At 61.1% G+C, this 19360-nt stretch carries 16 protein-coding genes; 9 read left to right on the top strand and 7 right to left on the bottom strand.

Annotated features, from left to right (window positions below):
• Window positions 1-58: 58 nt before the first annotated feature.
• Together htpG and FPT15_RS23110 are read left to right on the top strand one after the other, a co-directional pair.
• A complete protein-coding gene (htpG, locus tag FPT15_RS23115) occupies window positions 59-1963 on the top strand; it encodes a molecular chaperone HtpG (RefSeq protein ID WP_145164976.1) in 1905 nt (634 codons plus the stop codon).
• Window positions 1964-2028: 65 nt separating this feature from the next.
• Window positions 2029-2757 carry a dienelactone hydrolase family protein gene (locus FPT15_RS23110; RefSeq protein ID WP_145164974.1) on the top strand — a complete coding sequence of 243 codons (729 nt, stop codon included), beginning with the start codon at window positions 2029-2031 and terminating at the stop codon, window positions 2755-2757.
• Window positions 2758-2855: 98 nt separating this feature from the next.
• Here FPT15_RS23110 and FPT15_RS23105 read toward each other — a convergent pair whose 3' ends face one another.
• Window positions 2856-3722 (bottom strand): pirin family protein, encoded by an 867-nt coding sequence (locus FPT15_RS23105; RefSeq protein ID WP_145164972.1) that lies wholly within the window; start codon window positions 3720-3722, stop codon window positions 2856-2858.
• Window positions 3723-3786: 64 nt separating this feature from the next.
• Window positions 3787-4203, bottom strand: coding sequence for an OsmC family protein (locus tag FPT15_RS23100; RefSeq protein WP_145164970.1), 417 nt, complete (start codon window positions 4201-4203; stop codon window positions 3787-3789).
• A 140-nt stretch (window positions 4204-4343) separates the two neighbouring features.
• Here FPT15_RS23100 and FPT15_RS23095 point away from each other — a divergent pair, with 140 nt between their 5' ends.
• Together FPT15_RS23095 and FPT15_RS23090 are read left to right on the top strand one after the other, a co-directional pair.
• The gene (locus FPT15_RS23095) at window positions 4344-5366 is read left to right on the top strand and encodes an amidohydrolase family protein (RefSeq protein WP_145164968.1); all 1023 of its coding nucleotides are present in this window, start codon (window positions 4344-4346) and stop codon (window positions 5364-5366) included.
• A 97-nt stretch (window positions 5367-5463) separates the two neighbouring features.
• Window positions 5464-7089: a methyl-accepting chemotaxis protein gene (locus FPT15_RS23090; protein WP_145164966.1), complete on the top strand. Its 1626-nt coding sequence runs from the start codon at window positions 5464-5466 to the stop codon at window positions 7087-7089.
• A gap of 177 nt (window positions 7090-7266) precedes the next feature.
• Here FPT15_RS23090 and fabB read toward each other — a convergent pair whose 3' ends face one another.
• From fabB to FPT15_RS23065, 5 genes are all read right to left on the bottom strand, one after another.
• On the bottom strand, window positions 7267-8487 hold the full coding sequence (gene fabB, locus FPT15_RS23085; RefSeq protein WP_106576728.1) for a beta-ketoacyl-ACP synthase I: 1221 nt from the start codon (window positions 8485-8487) through the stop codon (window positions 7267-7269).
• Between the two features lie 11 nt (window positions 8488-8498).
• Window positions 8499-9014: a 3-hydroxyacyl-[acyl-carrier-protein] dehydratase FabA gene (gene fabA, locus FPT15_RS23080; protein WP_003210552.1), complete on the bottom strand. Its 516-nt coding sequence runs from the start codon at window positions 9012-9014 to the stop codon at window positions 8499-8501.
• A gap of 249 nt (window positions 9015-9263) precedes the next feature.
• Window positions 9264-11165 (bottom strand): ATP-binding protein, encoded by a 1902-nt coding sequence (locus FPT15_RS23075; RefSeq protein ID WP_145164964.1) that lies wholly within the window; start codon window positions 11163-11165, stop codon window positions 9264-9266.
• Complete coding sequence (locus FPT15_RS23070) at window positions 11162-12091, bottom strand: ABC transporter substrate-binding protein (protein WP_145164962.1); 930 nt, start codon at window positions 12089-12091, stop codon at window positions 11162-11164. The genes FPT15_RS23075 and FPT15_RS23070 overlap by 4 nt, the downstream gene beginning before the upstream one ends.
• A 1-nt stretch (window position 12092) precedes the next feature.
• On the bottom strand, window positions 12093-14213 hold the full coding sequence (locus tag FPT15_RS23065; RefSeq protein ID WP_347340984.1) for a TonB-dependent receptor domain-containing protein: 2121 nt from the start codon (window positions 14211-14213) through the stop codon (window positions 12093-12095).
• A gap of 195 nt (window positions 14214-14408) precedes the next feature.
• On the opposite strand from FPT15_RS23065, the gene FPT15_RS23060 reads away from it, so the two are divergent.
• The 5 genes from FPT15_RS23060 to FPT15_RS23035 all read left to right on the top strand — a co-directional run bounded on the left by FPT15_RS23060 (window position 14409) and on the right by FPT15_RS23035 (window position 19280).
• Entirely contained in the window at window positions 14409-15434 is a 1026-nt protein-coding gene (locus FPT15_RS23060; protein ID WP_145164958.1) for an NAD(P)H-dependent glycerol-3-phosphate dehydrogenase, read from the top strand.
• A gap of 10 nt (window positions 15435-15444) precedes the next feature.
• A complete protein-coding gene (locus FPT15_RS23055; protein ID WP_119739584.1) occupies window positions 15445-15792 on the top strand; it encodes a DUF4389 domain-containing protein in 348 nt (115 codons plus the stop codon).
• Window positions 15789-16238, top strand: a complete 450-nt coding sequence (sixA, locus tag FPT15_RS23050) for a phosphohistidine phosphatase SixA (protein WP_145164956.1) — start codon at window positions 15789-15791, stop codon at window positions 16236-16238. The genes FPT15_RS23055 and sixA overlap by 4 nt, the downstream gene beginning before the upstream one ends.
• A 918-nt stretch (window positions 16239-17156) precedes the next feature.
• Window positions 17157-18806, top strand: coding sequence for an AMP-binding protein (locus tag FPT15_RS23040; RefSeq protein ID WP_145164954.1), 1650 nt, complete (start codon window positions 17157-17159; stop codon window positions 18804-18806).
• 30 nt (window positions 18807-18836) lie between these two features.
• The gene (locus FPT15_RS23035) at window positions 18837-19280 is read left to right on the top strand and encodes a hotdog fold thioesterase (protein WP_145164952.1); all 444 of its coding nucleotides are present in this window, start codon (window positions 18837-18839) and stop codon (window positions 19278-19280) included.
• Window positions 19281-19360 lie beyond the last annotated feature (80 nt).

Here is a 19360-nt window from a genome sequence, read left to right as displayed (position 1 = left end):
AACCCGCCGCCAACCCTCAAGTGCGCGGCCACTGCCATCCAATTGGAGTTTGATGACCATGAGTGTGGAAACTCAAAAGGAAACCCTGGGCTTCCAGACCGAGGTGAAGCAGCTGCTGCACCTCATGATCCATTCGCTGTATTCCAACAAGGAAATCTTCCTTCGCGAATTGATCTCGAACGCCTCAGACGCTGTCGACAAATTACGTTTCGAAGCCCTGTCCAAGCCTGAGTTGCTGGAAGGTGGCGCCGAACTGAAAATCCGTGTGAGCTTCGACAAAGACGCCAAGACCGTCACCCTCGAAGACAACGGCATCGGCATGAGCCGCGAAGACGCGATCACCCATTTGGGCACCATCGCCAAATCCGGCACCGCCGATTTCATGAAAAACCTGTCGGGCGACCAGAAAAAAGATTCGCATCTCATCGGTCAGTTCGGTGTGGGCTTCTACTCGGCCTTCATCGTCGCCGACAAGGTTGAAGTGTTCAGCCGTCGCGCCGGCCTCGACGTCAGCGAAGGCGTGCACTGGTCCTCCAAAGGTGAGGGCGAGTTCGAAATCGCCACCATCGACAAGGCTGACCGTGGCACGCGCATCGTTCTGCACCTCAAATCCGGTGAAGATGAATTCGCCGACGGTTACCGTCTGCGCAACATCATCAAGAAGTACTCCGACCATATTGCTTTGCCGATCGAACTGCCTAAAGAACAGGCGGCTGTCGAGGGCGAAGAGAAACCTGCCCAGGAATGGGAAGTGGTCAACCGTGCCAGCGCCCTGTGGACCCGTCCTCGCACTGAGGTGAAGGACGAGGAATACCAGGAGTTCTACAAGCACATCGCTCACGACTACGAAAACCCGCTGAGCTGGAGCCACAACAAGGTCGAAGGCAAGCTGGAATACAGCTCGCTGCTTTACGTACCGGCCCGTGCGCCGTTCGACCTGTACCAGCGTGAAGCGCCAAAAGGCCTGAAGCTGTACGTACAGCGCGTGTTCGTGATGGACCAGGCGGAATCCTTCCTGCCGTTGTACCTGCGCTTCATCAAAGGCGTGGTCGACTCCAACGACCTGTCGTTGAACGTGTCGCGCGAAATCCTGCAGAAAGATCCGATCATCGACTCCATGAAGTCGGCGCTGACCAAGCGCGTACTCGACATGCTGGAGAAACTGGCGAAGAACGAGCCAGAGCAATACAAGAGCTTCTGGAAAAACTTCGGCCAGGTCATGAAAGAAGGCCCGGCGGAAGATTTTGCCAACAAGGAAAAAATCGCCGGCCTGCTGCGCTTTGCGTCCACCCTGGGTGATGACGGTGAGCAGGTTGTGTCGCTGGCCGAGTACCTGGCGCGCGCCAAAGAAGGTCAGGACAAGATCTACTACCTGACCGGTGAAACCTACGCGCAGGTCAAAAACAGCCCGCACCTGGAAGTCTTCCGCAAGAAAGGCATCGAAGTGCTGCTGTTGACCGACCGTATCGATGAGTGGCTGATGAGCTACCTCAGCGAGTTCGACGGCAAAACCTTCGTCGACGTGGCCCGTGGTGACCTGGACCTGGGTAACCTGGACTCCGAAGAAGAGAAAAAAGAAGCCGAAGAAGTCGCCAAGGCCAAAGAAGGCCTGGTTGAACGAATCAAGTCCGCCTTGGGCGATGCCGTCAGCGAAGTGCAGGTTTCCCACCGTCTGACCGACTCTCCGGCGATTCTGGCCATCGGCGAGCAGGACCTGGGCATGCAGATGCGTCAGATCCTTGAAGCCAGCGGTCAGAAGGTTCCGGATTCCAAGCCGATCTTCGAATTCAACCCGGCTCACCCGCTGATCGAGAAACTCGATGGCGAGCAAAGCGAAGAGCGTTTTGGCGACCTGTCGCACATCCTCTTCGACCAGGCGGCGCTCGCCGCTGGTGACAGCCTGAAAGACCCGGCCGCCTACGTGCGCCGACTGAACAAGCTGTTGGTTGAACTGTCGGTTTAACACCGTTGTAGAAAAACCCGCTTCGGCGGGTTTTTTCGTTCTACGCATCTCAACTGGAGTAAATGATGAGCCAAGTCACTGTGCGTTCCGTGGTCTATCAGATTGATGGTCAGTCCTATGAAAGCCGCCTGGCGTTCGATGCCAGCCATAAGGGCCCGCTGCCGGGTCTGCTGATGGCGCCGAACTGGATGGGTGTGAGTGCCGGTGCTGAAGAGATCGCCAAGAGCGTGGCTGCCAAGGGCTACGTGGTGCTGATCGCCGACCTGTACGGCCAAACCGTGCGGCCCTCCAATGGCGATGAAGCTGGCGCGGCCATGATGCCGTTGAAGAATGATCGCCCGCTGCTGAACAAGCGCATGCAGGCGGCCTTCGAGCAACTGCAAGGCCAGAGCGAGGCGGCGGTGGACACCTCCAGGCTCGCGACCTTTGGTTTCTGCTTCGGCGGTTGCTGCTCCCTGGAGCTGGCGCGTACCGGCGCCCCGTTGAAGGCCGCCGTGTCGTTCCACGGCACCCTCGACACGCCGAACCCTGCGGATGCGAAGAACATCAAAGGCGCGGTGTTGGTGCTGCACGGTGCGTCCGATCCCTTGGTGCCGAAAGAGCAACTGCCGGCGTTTGAAGATGAAATGAACGCGGCCGGTGTGGATTGGCAACTGCTGAGCTACGGCGGCGCCGTGCATTCCTTCACCGACCCGCACGCCAATGTGCCGGGCAAGATGATGTATGACGCGAAGACCGCTGCGCGGGCGTTCCAGTCGATGCATAACTTGCTGGATGAAGTGTTCAAGGGCTGAATCTTCGGCGCCTGTTAGGGCCTCATCGGGGGCAAGCCCCCTCCCACATTTTGAATGTATTCACAGTTCAAGTGCGGGAGGGGGCTCGCCCCCGATGGCTATCTCCCAGGCAACTCAATTCTTTCAGTTTCCCCCGGCACCGTCGGCCAATCCCCGGCCGCCCATCGTTGCCGCGCCTGTTCGATCATCGCCGGGTCGCTCGCGACAAAATTCCAGTTGATCCGCCGTGGCCCGTCCAGCGGCGCGCCGCCAAACACCACCAGGTGGCAATCACTTTCAGCGAACAGCGTCATTTCCTGCCCGGCAGGCAGCACAACCAGGCTATGCACCGCCAAGGCCTCACCGTCCAACTGCGCTTCACCCTCCAGCACATACACCGCCCGTTCCTCGTATTCATCCGGGATCAGCAGCGTCGTGGCCGTCTGCATCTGCACTTCGGCATACACGGTGGGCGAGAGCACCGGTACTGGCGATTTAAGGCAGAAGCCGGCGCCTGCGATCAGGCGAACCTGCACGCCCAGGTTGTCACTGACCGGTAAGCTCGCTGCCGCGTGATGGCTGTAATGCCCGGGTCCGGTTTCATGGTCCTTTGGGGAGGCCAGCCACACTTGCAGCCCATGCAGGCTGAAACCGTCGGCCTTGAGTGCCTCGGGCGTGCGCTCGACGTGGGCAATCGCGCTGCCGGCGGTCATCCAGCTGACGTCGCCGGCCTGCACCACCTGGTCCGAGCCGAGGCTGTCCTTGTGCTGCAGCGCGCCCTCAAACAAATAGGTCAGCGTGGACAACCCGATATGCGGGTGCTGGCGGATGTTCATGCCGGTACCCGGCGCATAGCGCGTGAGCAGCATGTGATCGAAAAACACGAAAGGCCCGACGCTGCGGCATTCGCGCGACGGCAGCGGGCGCAGGATCGGCTGGCCCTCGACCTCTTCGGCGCGCGGGCGGATCACGGTGAGGATGGGCATGGTGCGTCCCTGTCTGAGCGGGTTGGATGACCAAGAGCATAACCCGCTCGACGGGAGGTTGGCGCTATTGGCTGAAAGCGCCTTCGGACAATGTAGTCTCGATGGTGACGTCGGCGGTGGTCATCAGTTTGTGTACCGGGCAGCGATCGGCGACGTGGTGCAGCTCATCGCGCTGTGCGTCGGTGAGCACGCCTTTGAGGGTCAGCTTGACGTTGAGCTTGTATTTGCCTTTTTGCTCCTCGGTGCTGTCGTGGGTGACTTCCACGGTCACGCCGGTCAGCGGGATGTCTTTCTTCTGGGCGTACAGCTTGACGGTCAAGGCCTTGCACGAGGCCAGGGCAGCATCGAAATAGTCGTGGGGGGAGGGCGCCGAGTCGTCGCCGCCCAGGCTCTTGGGCAGGTCGGTGAACAGTTCGTGGTTATTGATGTTCACACTGTGGCGAAAGTTGTCGTGGTTCAGGGTGTTGACGGTAACAGGCATGGTGAACCTCACAAGGTTGGCAGGATGAAGGTCATGCAGTTATAGAACATGCTGGCACTTAGGTGTTCCGCGTTTTTGGCCGATGAACCGTGGCGCTGTGCACAAGGTCTACCCGTATTAGCCGATACCGAGGTTCTACCGTGCCCCTGACCCGCCTGAGTCTCGCCCTGCTGTTCGCCGCCGCCAGCGTTGCGGTGCAGGCGCGCGACTATGCCTACAGCGACGCGCACCTGCACTACGTGGATTTTTTCCAGGAAACGGCGGGCATGGATGCATTGCTCAAGGCGATGGCCGACGCCCACATCGAACACTTGATGATTTCCGGTATTCCCGTCGCTAAAAAATGGCACGAAGACGAACCCAAGCGCCCGCGTTACTACGCCGGTGACGATGCCGATGCTTATTGGTACAGCGCCACTGACGTGATCGTTGCGGCTGCGGTGAACAAACTCACACCTGAGCAGCGTCGGCACTTTCACCCGTTTTTATCCGGCTTCAATCCTAACGACAAAAATTCCGCAGCCCATATCCAGCGCATGCTGGATCTCAACCCCGGGCTTTGGCAGGGCATCGGTGAGGTGTTCACGCGCCACGATGACCTCACGGCCTTGACCGCCGGCGATACCCCGCGCGCCAATAACGAAGCCATGAGGCGCATCTATCACCTCGCCGCCGAAAACGATCTGCCGGTGATGCTGCACGCCAACATCACCTCCAAGCGCGAGCGCAACCCGCTGTACCTGCCGGAGGTGGAAGAATCGCTGCGCAACCACCCGCACACCCGCTTTATCTGGGCCCATGCCGGCACCAGCAAAGAGATTCACCGTCATCAGGTGCAGATGGACTTTCTTCTGCCGACCTTGAACCGCCTGCTTGAGGCGTACCCCAATCTCTACATCGACCTGTCCTGGAGCATGCTCACGCCGTACTTGCTCGATGAGGCGGGCAAGCCTCGGCCCGAGTGGGTAGAGCTGGTAGAGCGCTTCCCGGAGCGTTTTATGCTGGGTTCGGATGTTGTAGGGCGCTTCAACAAGCTCGGTAAGGAAATGCATCGCTTTGCACCCTTTCTCGACGCTCTGCCCGAGGAGGTAGCCCGCAAGGTAGCGCGAGACAATTTCCTGGGGGTTCTGCCGAAATCAGCTCGCGATGAGCAAGCACATTGATATCGCCTTTTCGTCTTACGCAATATTGAACACGGGCCGATACCTTTCAGGAGACCCGCTGCAGGTGGATGCAGCGCATTTGGAAGGAATCCAGGCAATGAGTATGCGTAGTCTGAATATCGCCCCCCGCGCCGGTTTGGGCTTTGGCGTGCTGGCATTGATGGTGTTCGCCTTGGGCGGCTTTGCCCTGTTGCAGATGGCCAATATGCGCCAGCAGTCGGATCAGGTCGAAAACAACTGGTTGCCCAGCGTGATGGCGGTGGGGGAGATGAGCCAGGACCTGTTGCGGGTTCGTGCGCTGACCCTGCGCTTGCTGGTCAATCGAGACCCACAGGCGCTGGCGCAGAACGAGCAGAAACTCACCGAGCTCAAAAGTGGCCTGCACCATGCGCAAACCCTCTATGAAGCGCTGATTGTGCTGCCCGAAGAGCGCACGCTGTTTGATCGCTTCAAGGCCGGGGAGCAGCAATACCTGCAGCGCCAGGAACAGGTCATGACGTTCTCCAAGGCCAATCGATTGGAAGACGCAATCAAGGTGGTCAACGGCGAGATGAATCAAATTGCCGATGAGATGGCCGGAACGCTGCACGACCTGGTGGCCTTGAACAAGGCCAGTGCCAATCAGGCCGCGAGCCTGGCGCAACGGGTGTTTGCTCAATCTCGCACTTGGGTGGTCGGCATGATCGTGGTCACCGCGCTGATCACCATCGGGCTGGCGGTGTGGCTGACTCGCAGTATCGTGCTACCGCTGGCACAGTCGTTGAAAATCGCCCAGGGCGTGGCCGGTGGCGACTTGACGGGTGAGATCAGCGTGACGGGCAGCGACGAGCCGGCACGTTTGCAGCAGGCGCTCAAAGGTATGCAGGAGAACCTGCGCGACACCATTCGGCGCATTGCCGAATCGTCCAACCAATTGGCCTCGGCGTCCGAAGAGCTCAGTTGCGTCACCGAAGACGCTACTCGCGGCTTGCACCAGCAGAATCAGGAAATTGAACAGGCGGCGACGGCGGTTAACCAGATGACGGCGGCGGTGGAGGAGGTGGCGAGCAACGCCGTGGCGACGTCACAAGCCTCGCGTGAGTCTGACCGCATTGCCCAGCAGGGGCGTGAACAGGTGCACCAGACGGTCGAGTCGATCGAGGCCCTGGCCACGGATGTGACCGCCAATGCGACCCAGGTCGAGGAGCTGGCGCAAAAGGTGTATGGCATCAGCAAAGTGCTGGATGTGATTCGCTCAATTGCCGAGCAGACAAATTTGCTGGCCTTGAATGCGGCGATTGAAGCGGCCCGCGCCGGGGACGCCGGGCGTGGGTTTGCGGTGGTGGCGGATGAAGTGCGGGCCTTGGCCCATCGCACGCAACAGTCGACCCAGGAAATCGAGCAGATGATCAGCGCGATTCAACAGGGCACCGATCAGGCCGTGAGTTCGATGCAGCAGAGCAATACGCGGGCACGGTCCACGTTGGGCATCGCCAAGTCGGCGGGCACGGCGCTGGAAGAGATTGCGTCGGCGTTTACCCTGATCAACGAGCGTAACCTGGTGATTGCCAGCGCGTCGGAGCAGCAGGCCGCGGTGGCGCGCGAGGTGGATCGCAACTTGATGAATATTCGCGATTTGGCGCATCAGACGTCGACCGGGGCGAATCAGACCAGTGCGGCGAGCCAGGAGCTGTCGCGGTTGGCGGTGGATCTGAACACGATGGTGGCGCGGTTTTCGGTGTAGGGCCGTAAACCGAGTTGACGCTATCGCAGGCAAGCCAGCTCCCACACTTTGATGTGTGACCACAGTCAAATGTGGGAGCTGGCTTGCCTGCGATGCGGCGACTCGGTCTCAAATCCAGCCACGCATAAAAAAGCCCCGAACCAGTCGGGGCTTTTTCACATGCTCAGCTTACAGGTCTTACTTACCCTGCCAGCGTTTCAGCACCAGGGTGGCGTTAGTGCCACCGAAGCCGAAGCTGTTGCTCATCACGGTGTCGATTTTTGCGTTCTCGACGGTCTTGGTCAGGATCGGCATATCGGCGACGACCGGGTCGATCTCTTCGATGTTGGCCGAACCGGCCATGAAGTTGCCTTCCATCATCAGCAGGCAGTAGATCGCTTCGTGAACGCCAGCGGCGCCCAGGGAGTGACCAGACAGGCTCTTGGTGGAGCTGATGGCCGGAGCCTTGTCGCCGAATACCGCACGCACGCCTTCCATTTCCTTGGCGTCGCCGACCGGGGTCGAAGTGCCGTGGGTGTTCAGGTAGTCGATTGGCGTATCCACGGTGGACATGGCCATCTGCATGCAACGGATAGCGCCTTCGCCGCTTGGCGCAACCATGTCGTAGCCGTCGGACGTGGCGCCGTAACCGACGATTTCCGCGTAGATCTTCGCACCGCGGGCCAGAGCGTGTTCCAGCTCCTCGACCACGACCATGCCGCCACCGCCGGCGATGACGAAACCGTCACGCTTGGCGTCGTAGGCGCGGGAGGCCTTTTCCGGGGTTTCGTTGTACTGGGTGGACAGCGCGCCCATGGCGTCGAACAGGAACGACTGGCTCCAATGCTCTTCTTCACCGCCGCCGGCGAAAACGATGTCTTGCTTGCCCAGCTGGATCTGCTCGACCGCAGTGCCGATGCAGTGAGCACTGGTGGCGCACGCGGAGGAGATCGAGTAGTTCACGCCCTTGATCTGGAACGGCGTGGCCAGGCAGGCCGAAACGGTGCTGCCCATGGTCCGCGTTACACGGTACGGGCCAACGCGTTTCACGCCTTTTTCGCGCAGGATGTCCAGCGCTTCCATCTGGTTGAGGGTCGATGCGCCGCCGGAGCCGGCGATCAGGCCGGTGCGTACGTTCGATACCTGGTCTTCGCTCAGGCCGGAATCGGCGATGGCGTCTTTCATGGCCAGGTAGGCGTAGGCGGCAGCGTGGCCGACGAAGCGATAGATCTTGCGATCGATCAGTTCTTCGAGGGGCAGGTCGATGGAGCCGGAAACCTGGCTACGCAGACCCATTTCGGCATATTCCGGGTTGAAGCGGATGCCAGGGCGACTTGCACGCAGGTTAGCGGTGACGGTCTCTTTGTCATTGCCCAGGCAAGAAACAATGCCCAGACCAGTGATAACGACGCGGCGCATGCGGATAACCCTTAAAAGTTGTCAGTGGAAGTGAATACGCCGACCCGAAGGCCTTCGGCAGTATAGATCTCGCGACCGTCGACAGTGACCGAACCATCGGCGATTGCGAGGTTCAGCTTGCCCTTGAGGACGCGCTTGATTTGAATGTTGTAGGTGACTTTCTTGGCGGTCGGCAGGACCTGGCCGAAGAACTTCACTTCGCCCGAACCCAGTGCTCGGCCGCGGCCCGGCAGGCCTTGCCAGCCCAGGTAGAAGCCGACCAGTTGCCACATGGCGTCGAGGCCCAGGCAACCTGGCATGACAGGGTCGCCTTCGAAATGGCAGGCAAAGAACCACAGGTCAGGGGTGATATCCAGCTCGGCGACCAATTCACCTTTGCCGTACTTGCCACCCTCTTCGCTGATATGGGTGATGCGATCCACCATCAGCATGTTCGGGGCGGGCAGTTGCGCGTTACCTGGGCCGAACAGCTCACCGCGACTGCAGCGCAGCAGGTCTTCCCGAGTAAAGGCGTTTTGTTTGGTCATGCGAGCTCCTCAATAATCCCATGCGGCAGGGTAGGGCAAATCTTCCCGAACCGAATGAAGCGTTCATGCCTCATGTCGGCAGCCTACACATAGACTATTGCGTTGTAGTGAAAGTCACAGCGTCAAGGCACTGAATGTACACTTGTTCACTGAAATTTTAAACCGAGCCTGTTTATAGGCCCGTTCGGGTGCCTAAGACTGCCGCACTTTCGTGTTTCACGCCAGTCGCAGTTGGTTGATGGCGCAGCGCTATTGCACCCAACGTTGCAGTATTTGCTGCAAATCCGTGCGTTTGAACGGCTTGGCCAGGTAATCGTTCATTCCGGCTGCCAAACAGGCCTCGCGATCGCCCTGCAACGCGTTGGCGGTGAGCGCGATAATCGGCAGATTGGCGCAGCCGGGCAGTTGGCGGATCTGGCGGGTGGCTTCATAGCCGTCGATCAGCGGCAAGCGGCAATCCATCAGAATGGCGGTGAATATCAGGCTTTCGGCACTGCGAATCGCCTCGGCGCCGTCGGTGGCCAGGCTCACTTCAAAGCCCAGGCTGCGCAACATGGCTTCAACCACGGTGCGGTTGACCGGGTTGTCTTCCACCAGCAACACGTGGCGGCCGTTACCGGCGCTGGTTTTGCCTTCGGCGTGCAGGTCAATGGTCGGCAAGCTTTGCTGGTCGATGGCCAGCGGAATTTCCAGGGTAAACACCGAGCCGCGGCCTTCTTCGCTCTGGGCGCGCAGCGTGCCGCCCATGCGTTCGGCGAGGGTGCGGGCGATCGGCAGGCCCAGCCCGGTGCCGCCGTAACGTCTTGAAATGGAACTGTCGGCCTGCTGGAACGCATCGAACATCAGTTCTAGACGCTCGGCGGAAATGCCGATGCCGCTGTCGCGCACGGTGCAGGTGAACCACACCAATTCATGGTCGAGGGTCTGCCAGTGAGGCTCGACGGTGACCGTGCCATGCTCGGTGAACTTCAGCGCGTTACCGATCAGGTTCACCAGGATCTGCCGGATCCGCGTCGGATCGCCCTGCACCCGCAAGGACTCCATGCCCGCCGGAATCGGCAACGCCAGCGCCAGGCCGCGTTGCTGGGCGCTGTGCTGGAACGCCTGGGCACAGCTGCTGATCAGGTCCGCCAGATTGAACGGGATATGCTCCAGCTCCAGCGCGGCGCGCTCGATGCGCGAGAAGTCGAGGATGTCGTTGATCACCTTGAGCAAGTGTTCGGTGGACTCGGAGGCCAGCGCCGCGTACTCGGTCTGCTCCTCGGTCATCTCGGTGGTTTCCAGCAGTTGCAACATGCCCAGCACGCCGTTCATGGGCGTGCGCAGCTCGTGGCTCATCATCGCCAGGAAATCCGACTTGGCATTGTTCGCGCGCTCGGCTTCTTCGCGGGTCTGGATCAACTGGGCCATGGCCTGGTGCTGCTCGCGGCTGGCCTGGTTGAGGCCCTCGGCGAGGTTGTTGATATGGCGCGACAGGTCACCGAGCTCCGAGTCGTCGACAATCGGCAGCGGCGTCTTGTAGTCGCCTTGCTGGATCGCTTTGACCGCGTGGCCCATGGCGCTGATCGGCTGCGACAGGCTGGCGGCCAGGCGCCGTGCGAGCAGGAAGGTAAACAGCAGGGCGAACAGGGCAAGAATCCCGGCCTTGAACAGAATCTCCTGTTGGCGCTGGCTGAACGCGTCGTTGGACATGCCGACGATCACCCGGCCCAGGTAATCCGCCCGCGGCGCCTTGGGTTCGTTGAGGTTGTCCTGGAAAAAGTCATTGCCCAGCTGGATATGTTGCAGACGGATCGGTGCCTGGAACACTTTCACCGACAGTGAATGGTCGTGCTTCTCCGACGGCTGTTCGACGTACAAGAGGATTTTCTCGGTGCTGTCCTGAATCTCCAGGAAGCGCACGTGCGGCGTGGCCAGTGTCGCGCGCAGCAAGCTGTCGAGCACATCGATGTTGCCGGAAATCACGCCGTATTCGGTGGCGGGGGCCAGTTGGTTGGCGATCAACTGACCGGTGTGGTCCAGCTCCTGGCGCAAATCCTGAATACGCACGAAGGTAAAGAAGCTGATCAGCAGCAGGGTCAGCAACAGCGCCGGGCCCAAGGTGATGAGCTGGGTGCGGGTATTGATGTCCCAACGACGACGCAAGGTCATGGGCGTTTTTCTCCTTCGGCCAGTCCGGCGGCGACGGCGACTTCGTCAACCTGTTCGATGCCCAGTGAGCGCGCGACTTGCGGGTTGCCCACGACTTTGAAGTGTTCCGGGTACAGCGTGCGTGGCCAACTGGCCGGCGGGTGGTTCAGCAGTCGGTCGAGCACGTCGAGCCAGTCAGCCTGGTCGCTGTAGGTGCTGGCCAGGCTGCCGGCCTTGACGAACCCGGCATTGGGGCCCACCAACGGCAGTTGCTGGGCATAGCTGCTGAGCAACAGGTTCTTCACGGTCTTGGGGTTGTACAGCTGCGGGTCGTCAAGGCCGAGCAACACATCGCTGTTCTTGAACAGGTTCAGCAAGGGGCGACTGTCATTAATGTTGTCCCAGCGCTGCGGCACAATTTCCAGCCCCATGGGCGCCGCATACTGACGCAGCTCCTGCAGCAGGAATTCACTGTCGATGCCGTAAAGCACGCCGATGCGTCGGTATTGGGGCAGGATGCTGGCGATCAGCCTCAACTGGCGTTCCAGCGGCGGGTCGCTCCACAACAGGCTTATTCTGGCCGGATGTGTGCTGCCCAGCCGCTGGCGCGCCTGCAGGCGGCTGATGCGCAGCACCAGGGTCGGCGGGCCCTGGGCATCCTGCAGGCGCCAGTCAAGACCGGGCAGGTCCAACAGGATCAGGCGGGTGCTGGCCGGCAACTGGCTCGGTGCCGGCAAGTCTTTGAGCGGGGTGAAGGTCACATGGTCGTCGGGGCGGCGCTGGGCAAGGGCCTGGGCGAAGGCCTGGACGCCGGCACCGTCTTCGGCGGCGGTCAGCAGGATGTCGGCGCTCCACACCGGCGCACTCAGCAGCAGGCACGCCAACAGCACGCCTCGCCGCCAGAGCCGGGGTAAAAACCGCAGGGTCATCCGTGACTGATCGCCCATGTCAGAACTCTAACTCCGCGCTGAAGTAGAGCACGTGGCGACTGTCGTAATTGTTGTCGGCCCAGGTGGTGGGCTGGTTATCGAGGCGTTGTTGCAACATGCCGGCCAGCTCCACATTGGCGTTGCCCAAGGCAATGCGCTTGGCCACCCGCAGGTCGACCCGTTCGAAGCGATACCTGTTGAGCGCGTCGTCGCCATAGTAGAACAACGCACTGGACCAGCCCTGGCCCCATTCACGCAGCCAGCCGGCCGAGCCGCTGTTGCGTGCGGTTTGTGCCTTGTCCAGCGGGTTGCTTGAAGCGGCGTCGACGTAAGCATAGGTCAGCCGCAGGCGGTCGGCGTTGCTCATGCGCCAGTCGAACTGCGACTCGGCGCCGGTAAACCGTGCACTGTTGGCGTTGCTGGCAATGTATTGGTTGTTGCGCAGTGGCGAGCTGATCATGTCGGTGATTTCGTCGTAGAACAGTTTCACGTCGACATTCAGCCCAAGGTCGGCAAAGAAGCCGTTGTAGCCCAGCTCGCGCGAGCGCATCAACTCTTTATCGAGGTTGCCGGGGCCGCGAGTTACCACAAAATATTGCCCGGAGTTTTGCCCATAGGCCGGGGAGCTGAGATTGGTGACGCGATAGCTCCAGTTGACGTTGTTCTCGAACATGTCCGGCGAGCGAATCGCCTCCGAATACACCGCGCGCAGGCCGTGACGCGGGTTGATCAGGTAATTGACCGCCACCCGCGGCGTCAGCGAGTTGCCGCTCAAGTGGGTGTCTTCGTACATCGCGCCACCTTGCAGCAGCCAGTGTTCGCTGGCGCGCCATTCCAAGTGGCCGAACAGGCGCCAGGTGGTGTCGTCGAGGGTGCCGTTGAAGTAAGTGTCGGAATCGGCGCGGTCGTAGCGGTAATTCATGCCGCTGACCAGGCGCAGGCTGTCGGACAGGCTCAGGGTGTCCTGAAGCTCAATGTCATAGCGGCTTTCGCGGGTGCTTTGGTCGATATTGCCGCACACGCTCTGGCTGGCACCCTGGCGCCACTGGTCCAGCACCTGGTTGCCGAGTGCTTGTTCGGCGGCGGTGCCGGAGGGGGCCGTGCCCTTGCTGTAGATGTCCATGTGGCGGGCCAACTGCTCGGCGTAGTTGGGGTTGAGCTGCCACAGTTGGGTCAGTTCCGGGCTGAACGACACCTTGGCGTCACAGGCTTTCCAGACCTGCTGGCGGTCCCATTGCTGGGCTGAGCCCTGGATATACAGGCTGTGTTCGGGGTTGAACTCGACGTTCCAGCGCACGGAGCCGGCATAGTCCTTGGCCGTTACGTCGGAATTGGTGCCACCTTCGGTAATCCCGGCGAATACCGGGGTGTAGGTGTAAGGGCGCTGGTTGCTGCCTTCCTTGGCGTCGAGTTGCAAATCGAGGCTCTGCTGCGCGTTCAGGGTCTGGCTCACCGCCAGGCTGAAACGGCTGAGGCGGCGGCTGTCACGGCGGTCGGCGCCGACGGCGTCGCTGTCAAAGCCATCGTCCTGTTGCCCGGACATCGACAGGCGCAAGTCACCGGTTTCCCAGCCCATGCCCTGGCTGGCATAGAAGTCGTTGATCCCACGTTCGCCACGGATCACTTTGACCCGCGAACCGTGGCTGTTGGACGGCGAGCGCGTGAGGATATTGACCACCGCCATCAGCGCATTGGCGCCATAGCTGACTGTGTTGGGGCCGCGAAACACCTCGATACGCTCGATGTCTTCCATCGCCACCGGAATATCGCTCCAGTCCACCGTGGCCAGGCCCGCGCGGTACACCGAACGCCCGTCGATCAACACCTGCATGCGCCGCGCATCGCTGGCGCTGGTGCCGTGGTAGTTCACCGCCGCCTGGTTGCCGGTGGTGTAGCCGACCATCATCCCCGGCACCAGCCGCAGCAACTCGGCGATGTCCCGCGCGCCGCTGGCCTTGATCAGCTCGCTGTCGATTACGGTCATGCTGCCGGGCACGGCGGCGGCCGATTGCTTGAGACGCGTGGCCGTCAGCACCTGTGGCAGCGGCTGACTGTCCAGAAACAGGTCATCCGCCACGGCAGGCACACTGCACAACAGCATCAACCATAGAGATGAGCGAGGAGGAGGGCCCAGATACACGGCACGGCCTTGATAATTACGGATAGCCGCCCATGTTAACTGAGGTGGGGCCATTTGCCAGTCGTGGCCCGCGCAATTACTTCACCCAACGGCGGCATTTTCCGACAAGCGCGGGAATTGATACGGGGGCTGGCCGCAAGCGGGTCGCCCCGTATAATGCCGCCATCGCCACTGGTATGGATTAACGGATTGCATATGACTGAACAGCGCCCTATTGCGGTCCTGGGAGGCGGAAGTTTTGGTACCGCCGTGGCAAACCTGCTGGCTGAGAACGGCCACGCGGTGCGCCAATGGATGCGCGATCCCGAGCAGGCCGAGGCTATCCGCGTTCATCGGGAAAACCCCCGTTACCTTAAAGGCATCAAGATTCATGCGGCGGTCGAGCCGGTGACCGATCTGCTGGCCACGCTGGCTGAATGTGACCTGTGCTTTGTCGCACTGCCTTCGAGCGCCTTGCGCTCAGTGCTGGCGCCTCACGCCGAACGCCTGGCGGGCAAGCTGCTGGTCAGCTTGACCAAGGGCATCGAGGCGCACACCTTCAAGCTGATGAGCGAAATCCTCGAAGAGATCGCCCCTCAGGCGCGCATTGGCGTGCTGTCCGGGCCGAACCTGGCTCGGGAAGTCGCCGAGCACGCGCTGACGGCCACCGTGGTCGCCAGTGAAGATGAAGCGTTATGTGAACGCGTCCAGGCGGTGTTGCATGGCCGCACCTTCCGCGTCTACGCCAGCGGCGACCGCTTTGGTGTCGAACTGGGCGGGGCGCTGAAAAACGTCTACGCGATCATCGCCGGCATGGCCGTGGCCCTGGGCATGGGCGAGAACACCAAGAGCATGCTGATCACTCGCGCACTGGCAGAGATGACCCGCTTTGCGGTGAACCAGGGCGCCAACCCGATGACTTTCCTGGGCCTGGCGGGCGTGGGTGATTTGATCGTGACCTGCTCGTCGCCGAAAAGCCGCAACTACCAGGTCGGTTTCGCCTTGGGCCAGGGCTTGAGCCTGGAAGACGCAGTCACGCGCCTGGGCGAAGTGGCCGAAGGCGTCAACACGCTTAAAGTGCTGAAGGCCAAGGCTCAGGAGGTCGGCGTGTACATGCCGCTGGTCGCCGGGCTGCACGCGATCCTGTTTGAAGGGCGCACCTTGAACCAAGTCATCGAGTTGCTGATGCGCGCCGAGCCCAAGACCGATGTCGACTTTATTTCCACCAGTGGTTTCAACTGAGGAACGCGCCATGAACGATCCCAAAGCGGCCCCGAAATACGAGTCCATTCTCCTGCGTATCCTGTGGATGCTGGTGTTTGCCCTGGTGTGGCAAGTCGCGCAGTTCCTGCTGGGCGCGCTGGTGGTGGTGCAGTTGGTGTATCGCCTGGTCTACGGCGCGCCGAACCTGGGCCTGATGAATTTTGGCGACAGCCTCAGCCAGTTCCTCGCGCAGATCGGCCGTTTCGGCAGCTTCCACACCGAGCAGAAACCCTGGCCCTTCGCCGATTGGCCAACCCCGCGAGCACCCGAGGGTGAAGCCGCCCACAGCGTGCCGCCGGCGCCGCACCCGGTGCGTGATGAAGAGCCAAAACTGTGAAGCTGTGGATTTTGCGTCACGGTGAAGCCCAGGGGCATGCGCGCACCGACGCCGAGCGCAACCTCACTGAGCATGGCCGCGGCGAAGTGTTGCGCAGTGCCGCGCACCTGATCGGCCAGCCGATCAGCGCCATCCTCGCCAGTCCGTATGTGCGTGCGCAGCAAACTGCCCACTTGGTGCGTGACGCCTTGGGGTTTGAGCCGCAGATTCGTACCGTGCCGTGGTTGACGCCTGAAAGCAGTCCGTTGCAGGTATTGGAAAAGCTCGACACCGATGACAATGTGCTGCTGGTCAGCCATCAGCCGTTGGTGGGCAGCTTGATCAGCTTTTTGCAGCATGGTCATTTGCGTCAGCCGCAACCGATGCACACTGCCAGCCTTGCGGAGCTTGAGGGGGATTTTCCGTTGGCGGGGTTGATGAGTCTGGTTGGTGTGAAGAACCCGTAGGGGCGGGGGGCATGTCCGTTGCTGCGGTAACGGCTTCGTAGGGTTCCGTTCTTACAGCGGGTCACTTTTGGCAAACGCCCGGAATGCCGGCCCTGCCAAAAGCAACCAAAAGGTCTGTGCCCCCCCCTGGGCACCTCGCCTGGGCTCGACCAGCGTGTATCTGATGCGCTGAGATCCAAATGTGGGAGCGGGCTTGCTCGCGAAGGCGGGGTGTCAGTGACACATGAGCTGCCTGACCCACCGCCTTCGCGAGCAAGTTGACCGAGTTAAGCTGCCAGCATTGCACTGCATTGCTTTTCTGTGGGAGCTGGCTTGCCTGCGATGCAGACACCTCGGTGTATCAGTGACACCCAGTCGATGCCATCGCAGGCAAGCCAGCTCCCACATTTGATTGAGTTCAGCTTCCAGGATCAGGTCGGCTGTCAGGCCGCCTCGGTTTCGCTTTTGATCTAACCACTCAGGTCGGCTACCAGGCCGCCGTGCTTTGCTTTTGATCTTGATCTGCTTTTGATCTTAGGCGCCCCGTTAAACCACGCTGGCCGAACGCAGGTTTTGGAGCGTGGGTAAACCGGCAGGACGCCGGTTTAGCCGTGTTGGGCCATGGATGGCCCATCGCGGCGGCCCACGCTCCAAAGCCTGCGTGAGGGCACACCGAGCCTAAGCGAGGTGCCGAGTGGTGGGGCAAGAGCCTTTTGGTTACTTTTGGGCTCTTTTCAAAAGTGACCCGCCGTAAGGGCGGAACCCATATCCGCCATCACCTAAATAACGGATATACCCCCAGCAACCCCGTAACAACCCCAAAAAAAACATGCGTAACCCCCAAAGGCTCCAAGGATAAATCACCCCCCAGTGTGTGCTATACAGTCAACCAAGCAAGTGCTTGGTTGGCTATGGCCGGATCACAAAGGAGCGCGTCCCATGCCCGTCGCTTTTCGTTTGCCGTTGCAGGTCTTCTTCGAACGTGAAGCGCGACACCCGCGCAAAACCTTTCTGGTGCAACCCATCGGCGCTGGCGAGGTGCAGACCCTCACCTGGGGCGAGGTCGGTCACCAGGCCCGTTGCGCCGCGCATTGGCTGCGTGCCCGCGAGCTGCCGCAAGGCTCGCACATCGCGCTGATCTCAAAAAACTGCGCACACTGGATCATCGCCGACCTCGCGATCTGGATGGCCGGGCACGTCTCGGTGCCGCTGTACCCCAACCTCACCGCCGACTCCGTCGCCCATGTGCTGACCCATTCCGAGGCGGCGCTGGTATTGATCGGCAAGCTGGATGACTGGCCTGCGATGGCGCCGGGTATCCCCGCCGGGCTGCCGACCATCAGCCTGCCCCTGTGCCCGGCCGGCGACTTCGATTACCGCTGGGCCGACCTGCAAGCCTGCTCGCCGATCCAGGACAACCCTGAACCTGGCACCTCAAGCCTGGCCACCATCGTCTACACCTCCGGCACCACCGGCTTGCCCAAGGGCGTGATGCAAACCTTTGGCGCCTTGGGTTTTGCCGCCACCCGTGGCACCGAGTTGTTCGGCCTGGGGGAGGGCGACCGGTTGCTGTCCTACCTGCCGCTGTGCCATGTGGCCGAGCGCATGTTCGTGGAATTGGCCTCGATCTACACCGGGCAAACCGTGTATTTCGCCGAGAGCCTCGATACCTTTTTGGCGGATCTGCGTCGGGCCCGGCCAACGGCGCTGTTCGGCGTGCCGAGGATCTGGACCAAGTTCCAGATGGGCGTCTACAGCAAGATCCCGCAAAAGCGCCTCGACCGCCTGCTGCGCCTGCCATTTATCGGCAAGCACGTCGGCCATAAGGTTCTTGCGGGGCTGGGCCTGGATGCCCTGCGCATTGCGTTGTCCGGGGCGGCGCCCGTGCCCGAAGCGTTGCTGCGTTGGTATCAGCGCCTGGGGCTGGATGTGCTGGAGGTGTATGGCATGACCGAAAGCTGCGGCTATTCCCATGTGTGTCGCCCCGGCCAGCAGACGCTCGGCTGGATCGGCCTACCGTGCCCTGGTGTTGAAGTGCGCATCGACACGTCGGGCGAAGTGCAGGTGCGCAGCGGCGCGACCATGCTCGGCTACTTCAAGGACCCGCAGAAAACCGCCGACACCCTGACCGATGATGGCTTCCTGCGTACCGGCGACAAGGGCGAACAGGACGCCGACGGCCGCCTGCGTCTGACCGGGCGGCTCAAGGAAATCTTCAAGACCAGCAAGGGCAAATACGTGGCCCCGGCACCGATTGAAAACCGCCTGGCCGAACATGCACGCATTGAGCAAGTGTGCGTGGTGGGCGATGGCCTGACTGCGCCGATCGGCCTGTGCGTGTTGTCCGCCGGGCCTCAGGACCGAAACGCCCTGGGCAGCAGCCTCGAACGCTGGCTGGAACAGGTCAACCAGGCACTGGATAAACACGAACGCTTGCGCCAGCTGGTGGTGGTGAAAGACAGTTGGGCGGTGGAAAACGGCTTTCTCACGCCGACCCTGAAGATCAAACGCACGGTGATCGAGTCGACCTACGGTGCCGAGCTTGCAGTTTGGAGCGCGCGCAACGAAGCCATTGTGTGGCAGGATTAGGGTCGTAATAAAACCAATAAGGACACCTTCATGAGTTTGTGGCGCACCCAACCGAATATCGAGCAACTCAACGCGAGCCAGAAAAACACCATTGGTGAGCTGCTGGACATCCGCTTCGAAAGCTTCGACGACGAGTCCCTGACCGCCAGCATGGTGGTCGACCATCGCACCCATCAACCCTACGGCCTGCTGCACGGCGGTGCGTCGGTGGTGCTGGCTGAAAGCGTCGGTTCCATGGCGGCTTACCTGTGCATCGATGCCAGCAAGTTTTATTGCGTGGGCCTTGAGGTCAATGCCAACCACCTGCGCGGTGTGCGCAGCGGGCGGGTCACGGCGGTGGCGCGGGCGATCCATATCGGCCGTACCACTCAAGTGTGGGACATTCGCTTGACCAGCGATGAGGGCAAATCCAGCTGCGTGTCGCGCCTGACCATGGCCGTGGTACCGCTGGGCGAGAACCCGCCGGCGCGATAGGCGTGGCGTGAGTGTCATCATTCCTGGCGGTTACAGTCATTGCTGTAACGGCCGGGCATGGTGACAATCAACTTCTGTTT

Origin of the sequence: Pseudomonas sp. RGB, from assembly GCF_007713445.1 — a bacterium.
GTDB lineage: Bacteria > Pseudomonadota > Gammaproteobacteria > Pseudomonadales > Pseudomonadaceae > Aquipseudomonas.
This window is presented reverse-complemented; position numbering and strand designations above follow the sequence as displayed.

Coding starts and splice junctions, on each gene's coding strand:
- htpG (WP_145164976.1), top strand. CDS start 59: ATGAGTGTGGAAACTCAAAAGGAAACCCTGGGCTTCCAGACCGAGGTG.
- FPT15_RS23110 (WP_145164974.1), top strand. CDS start 2,029: ATGAGCCAAGTCACTGTGCGTTCCGTGGTCTATCAGATTGATGGTCAG.
- FPT15_RS23105 (WP_145164972.1), bottom strand. CDS start 3,722: ATGCCCATCCTCACCGTGATCCGCCCGCGCGCCGAAGAGGTCGAGGGC.
- FPT15_RS23100 (WP_145164970.1), bottom strand. CDS start 4,203: ATGCCTGTTACCGTCAACACCCTGAACCACGACAACTTTCGCCACAGT.
- FPT15_RS23090 (WP_145164966.1), top strand. CDS start 5,464: ATGAGTATGCGTAGTCTGAATATCGCCCCCCGCGCCGGTTTGGGCTTT.
- fabB (WP_106576728.1), bottom strand. CDS start 8,487: ATGCGCCGCGTCGTTATCACTGGTCTGGGCATTGTTTCTTGCCTGGGC.
- fabA (WP_003210552.1), bottom strand. CDS start 9,014: ATGACCAAACAAAACGCCTTTACTCGGGAAGACCTGCTGCGCTGCAGT.
- FPT15_RS23075 (WP_145164964.1), bottom strand. CDS start 11,165: ATGACCTTGCGTCGTCGTTGGGACATCAATACCCGCACCCAGCTCATC.
- FPT15_RS23070 (WP_145164962.1), bottom strand. CDS start 12,091: ATGGGCGATCAGTCACGGATGACCCTGCGGTTTTTACCCCGGCTCTGG.
- FPT15_RS23060 (WP_145164958.1), top strand. CDS start 14,409: ATGACTGAACAGCGCCCTATTGCGGTCCTGGGAGGCGGAAGTTTTGGT.
- FPT15_RS23055 (WP_119739584.1), top strand. CDS start 15,445: ATGAACGATCCCAAAGCGGCCCCGAAATACGAGTCCATTCTCCTGCGT.
- FPT15_RS23040 (WP_145164954.1), top strand. CDS start 17,157: ATGCCCGTCGCTTTTCGTTTGCCGTTGCAGGTCTTCTTCGAACGTGAA.
- FPT15_RS23035 (WP_145164952.1), top strand. CDS start 18,837: ATGAGTTTGTGGCGCACCCAACCGAATATCGAGCAACTCAACGCGAGC.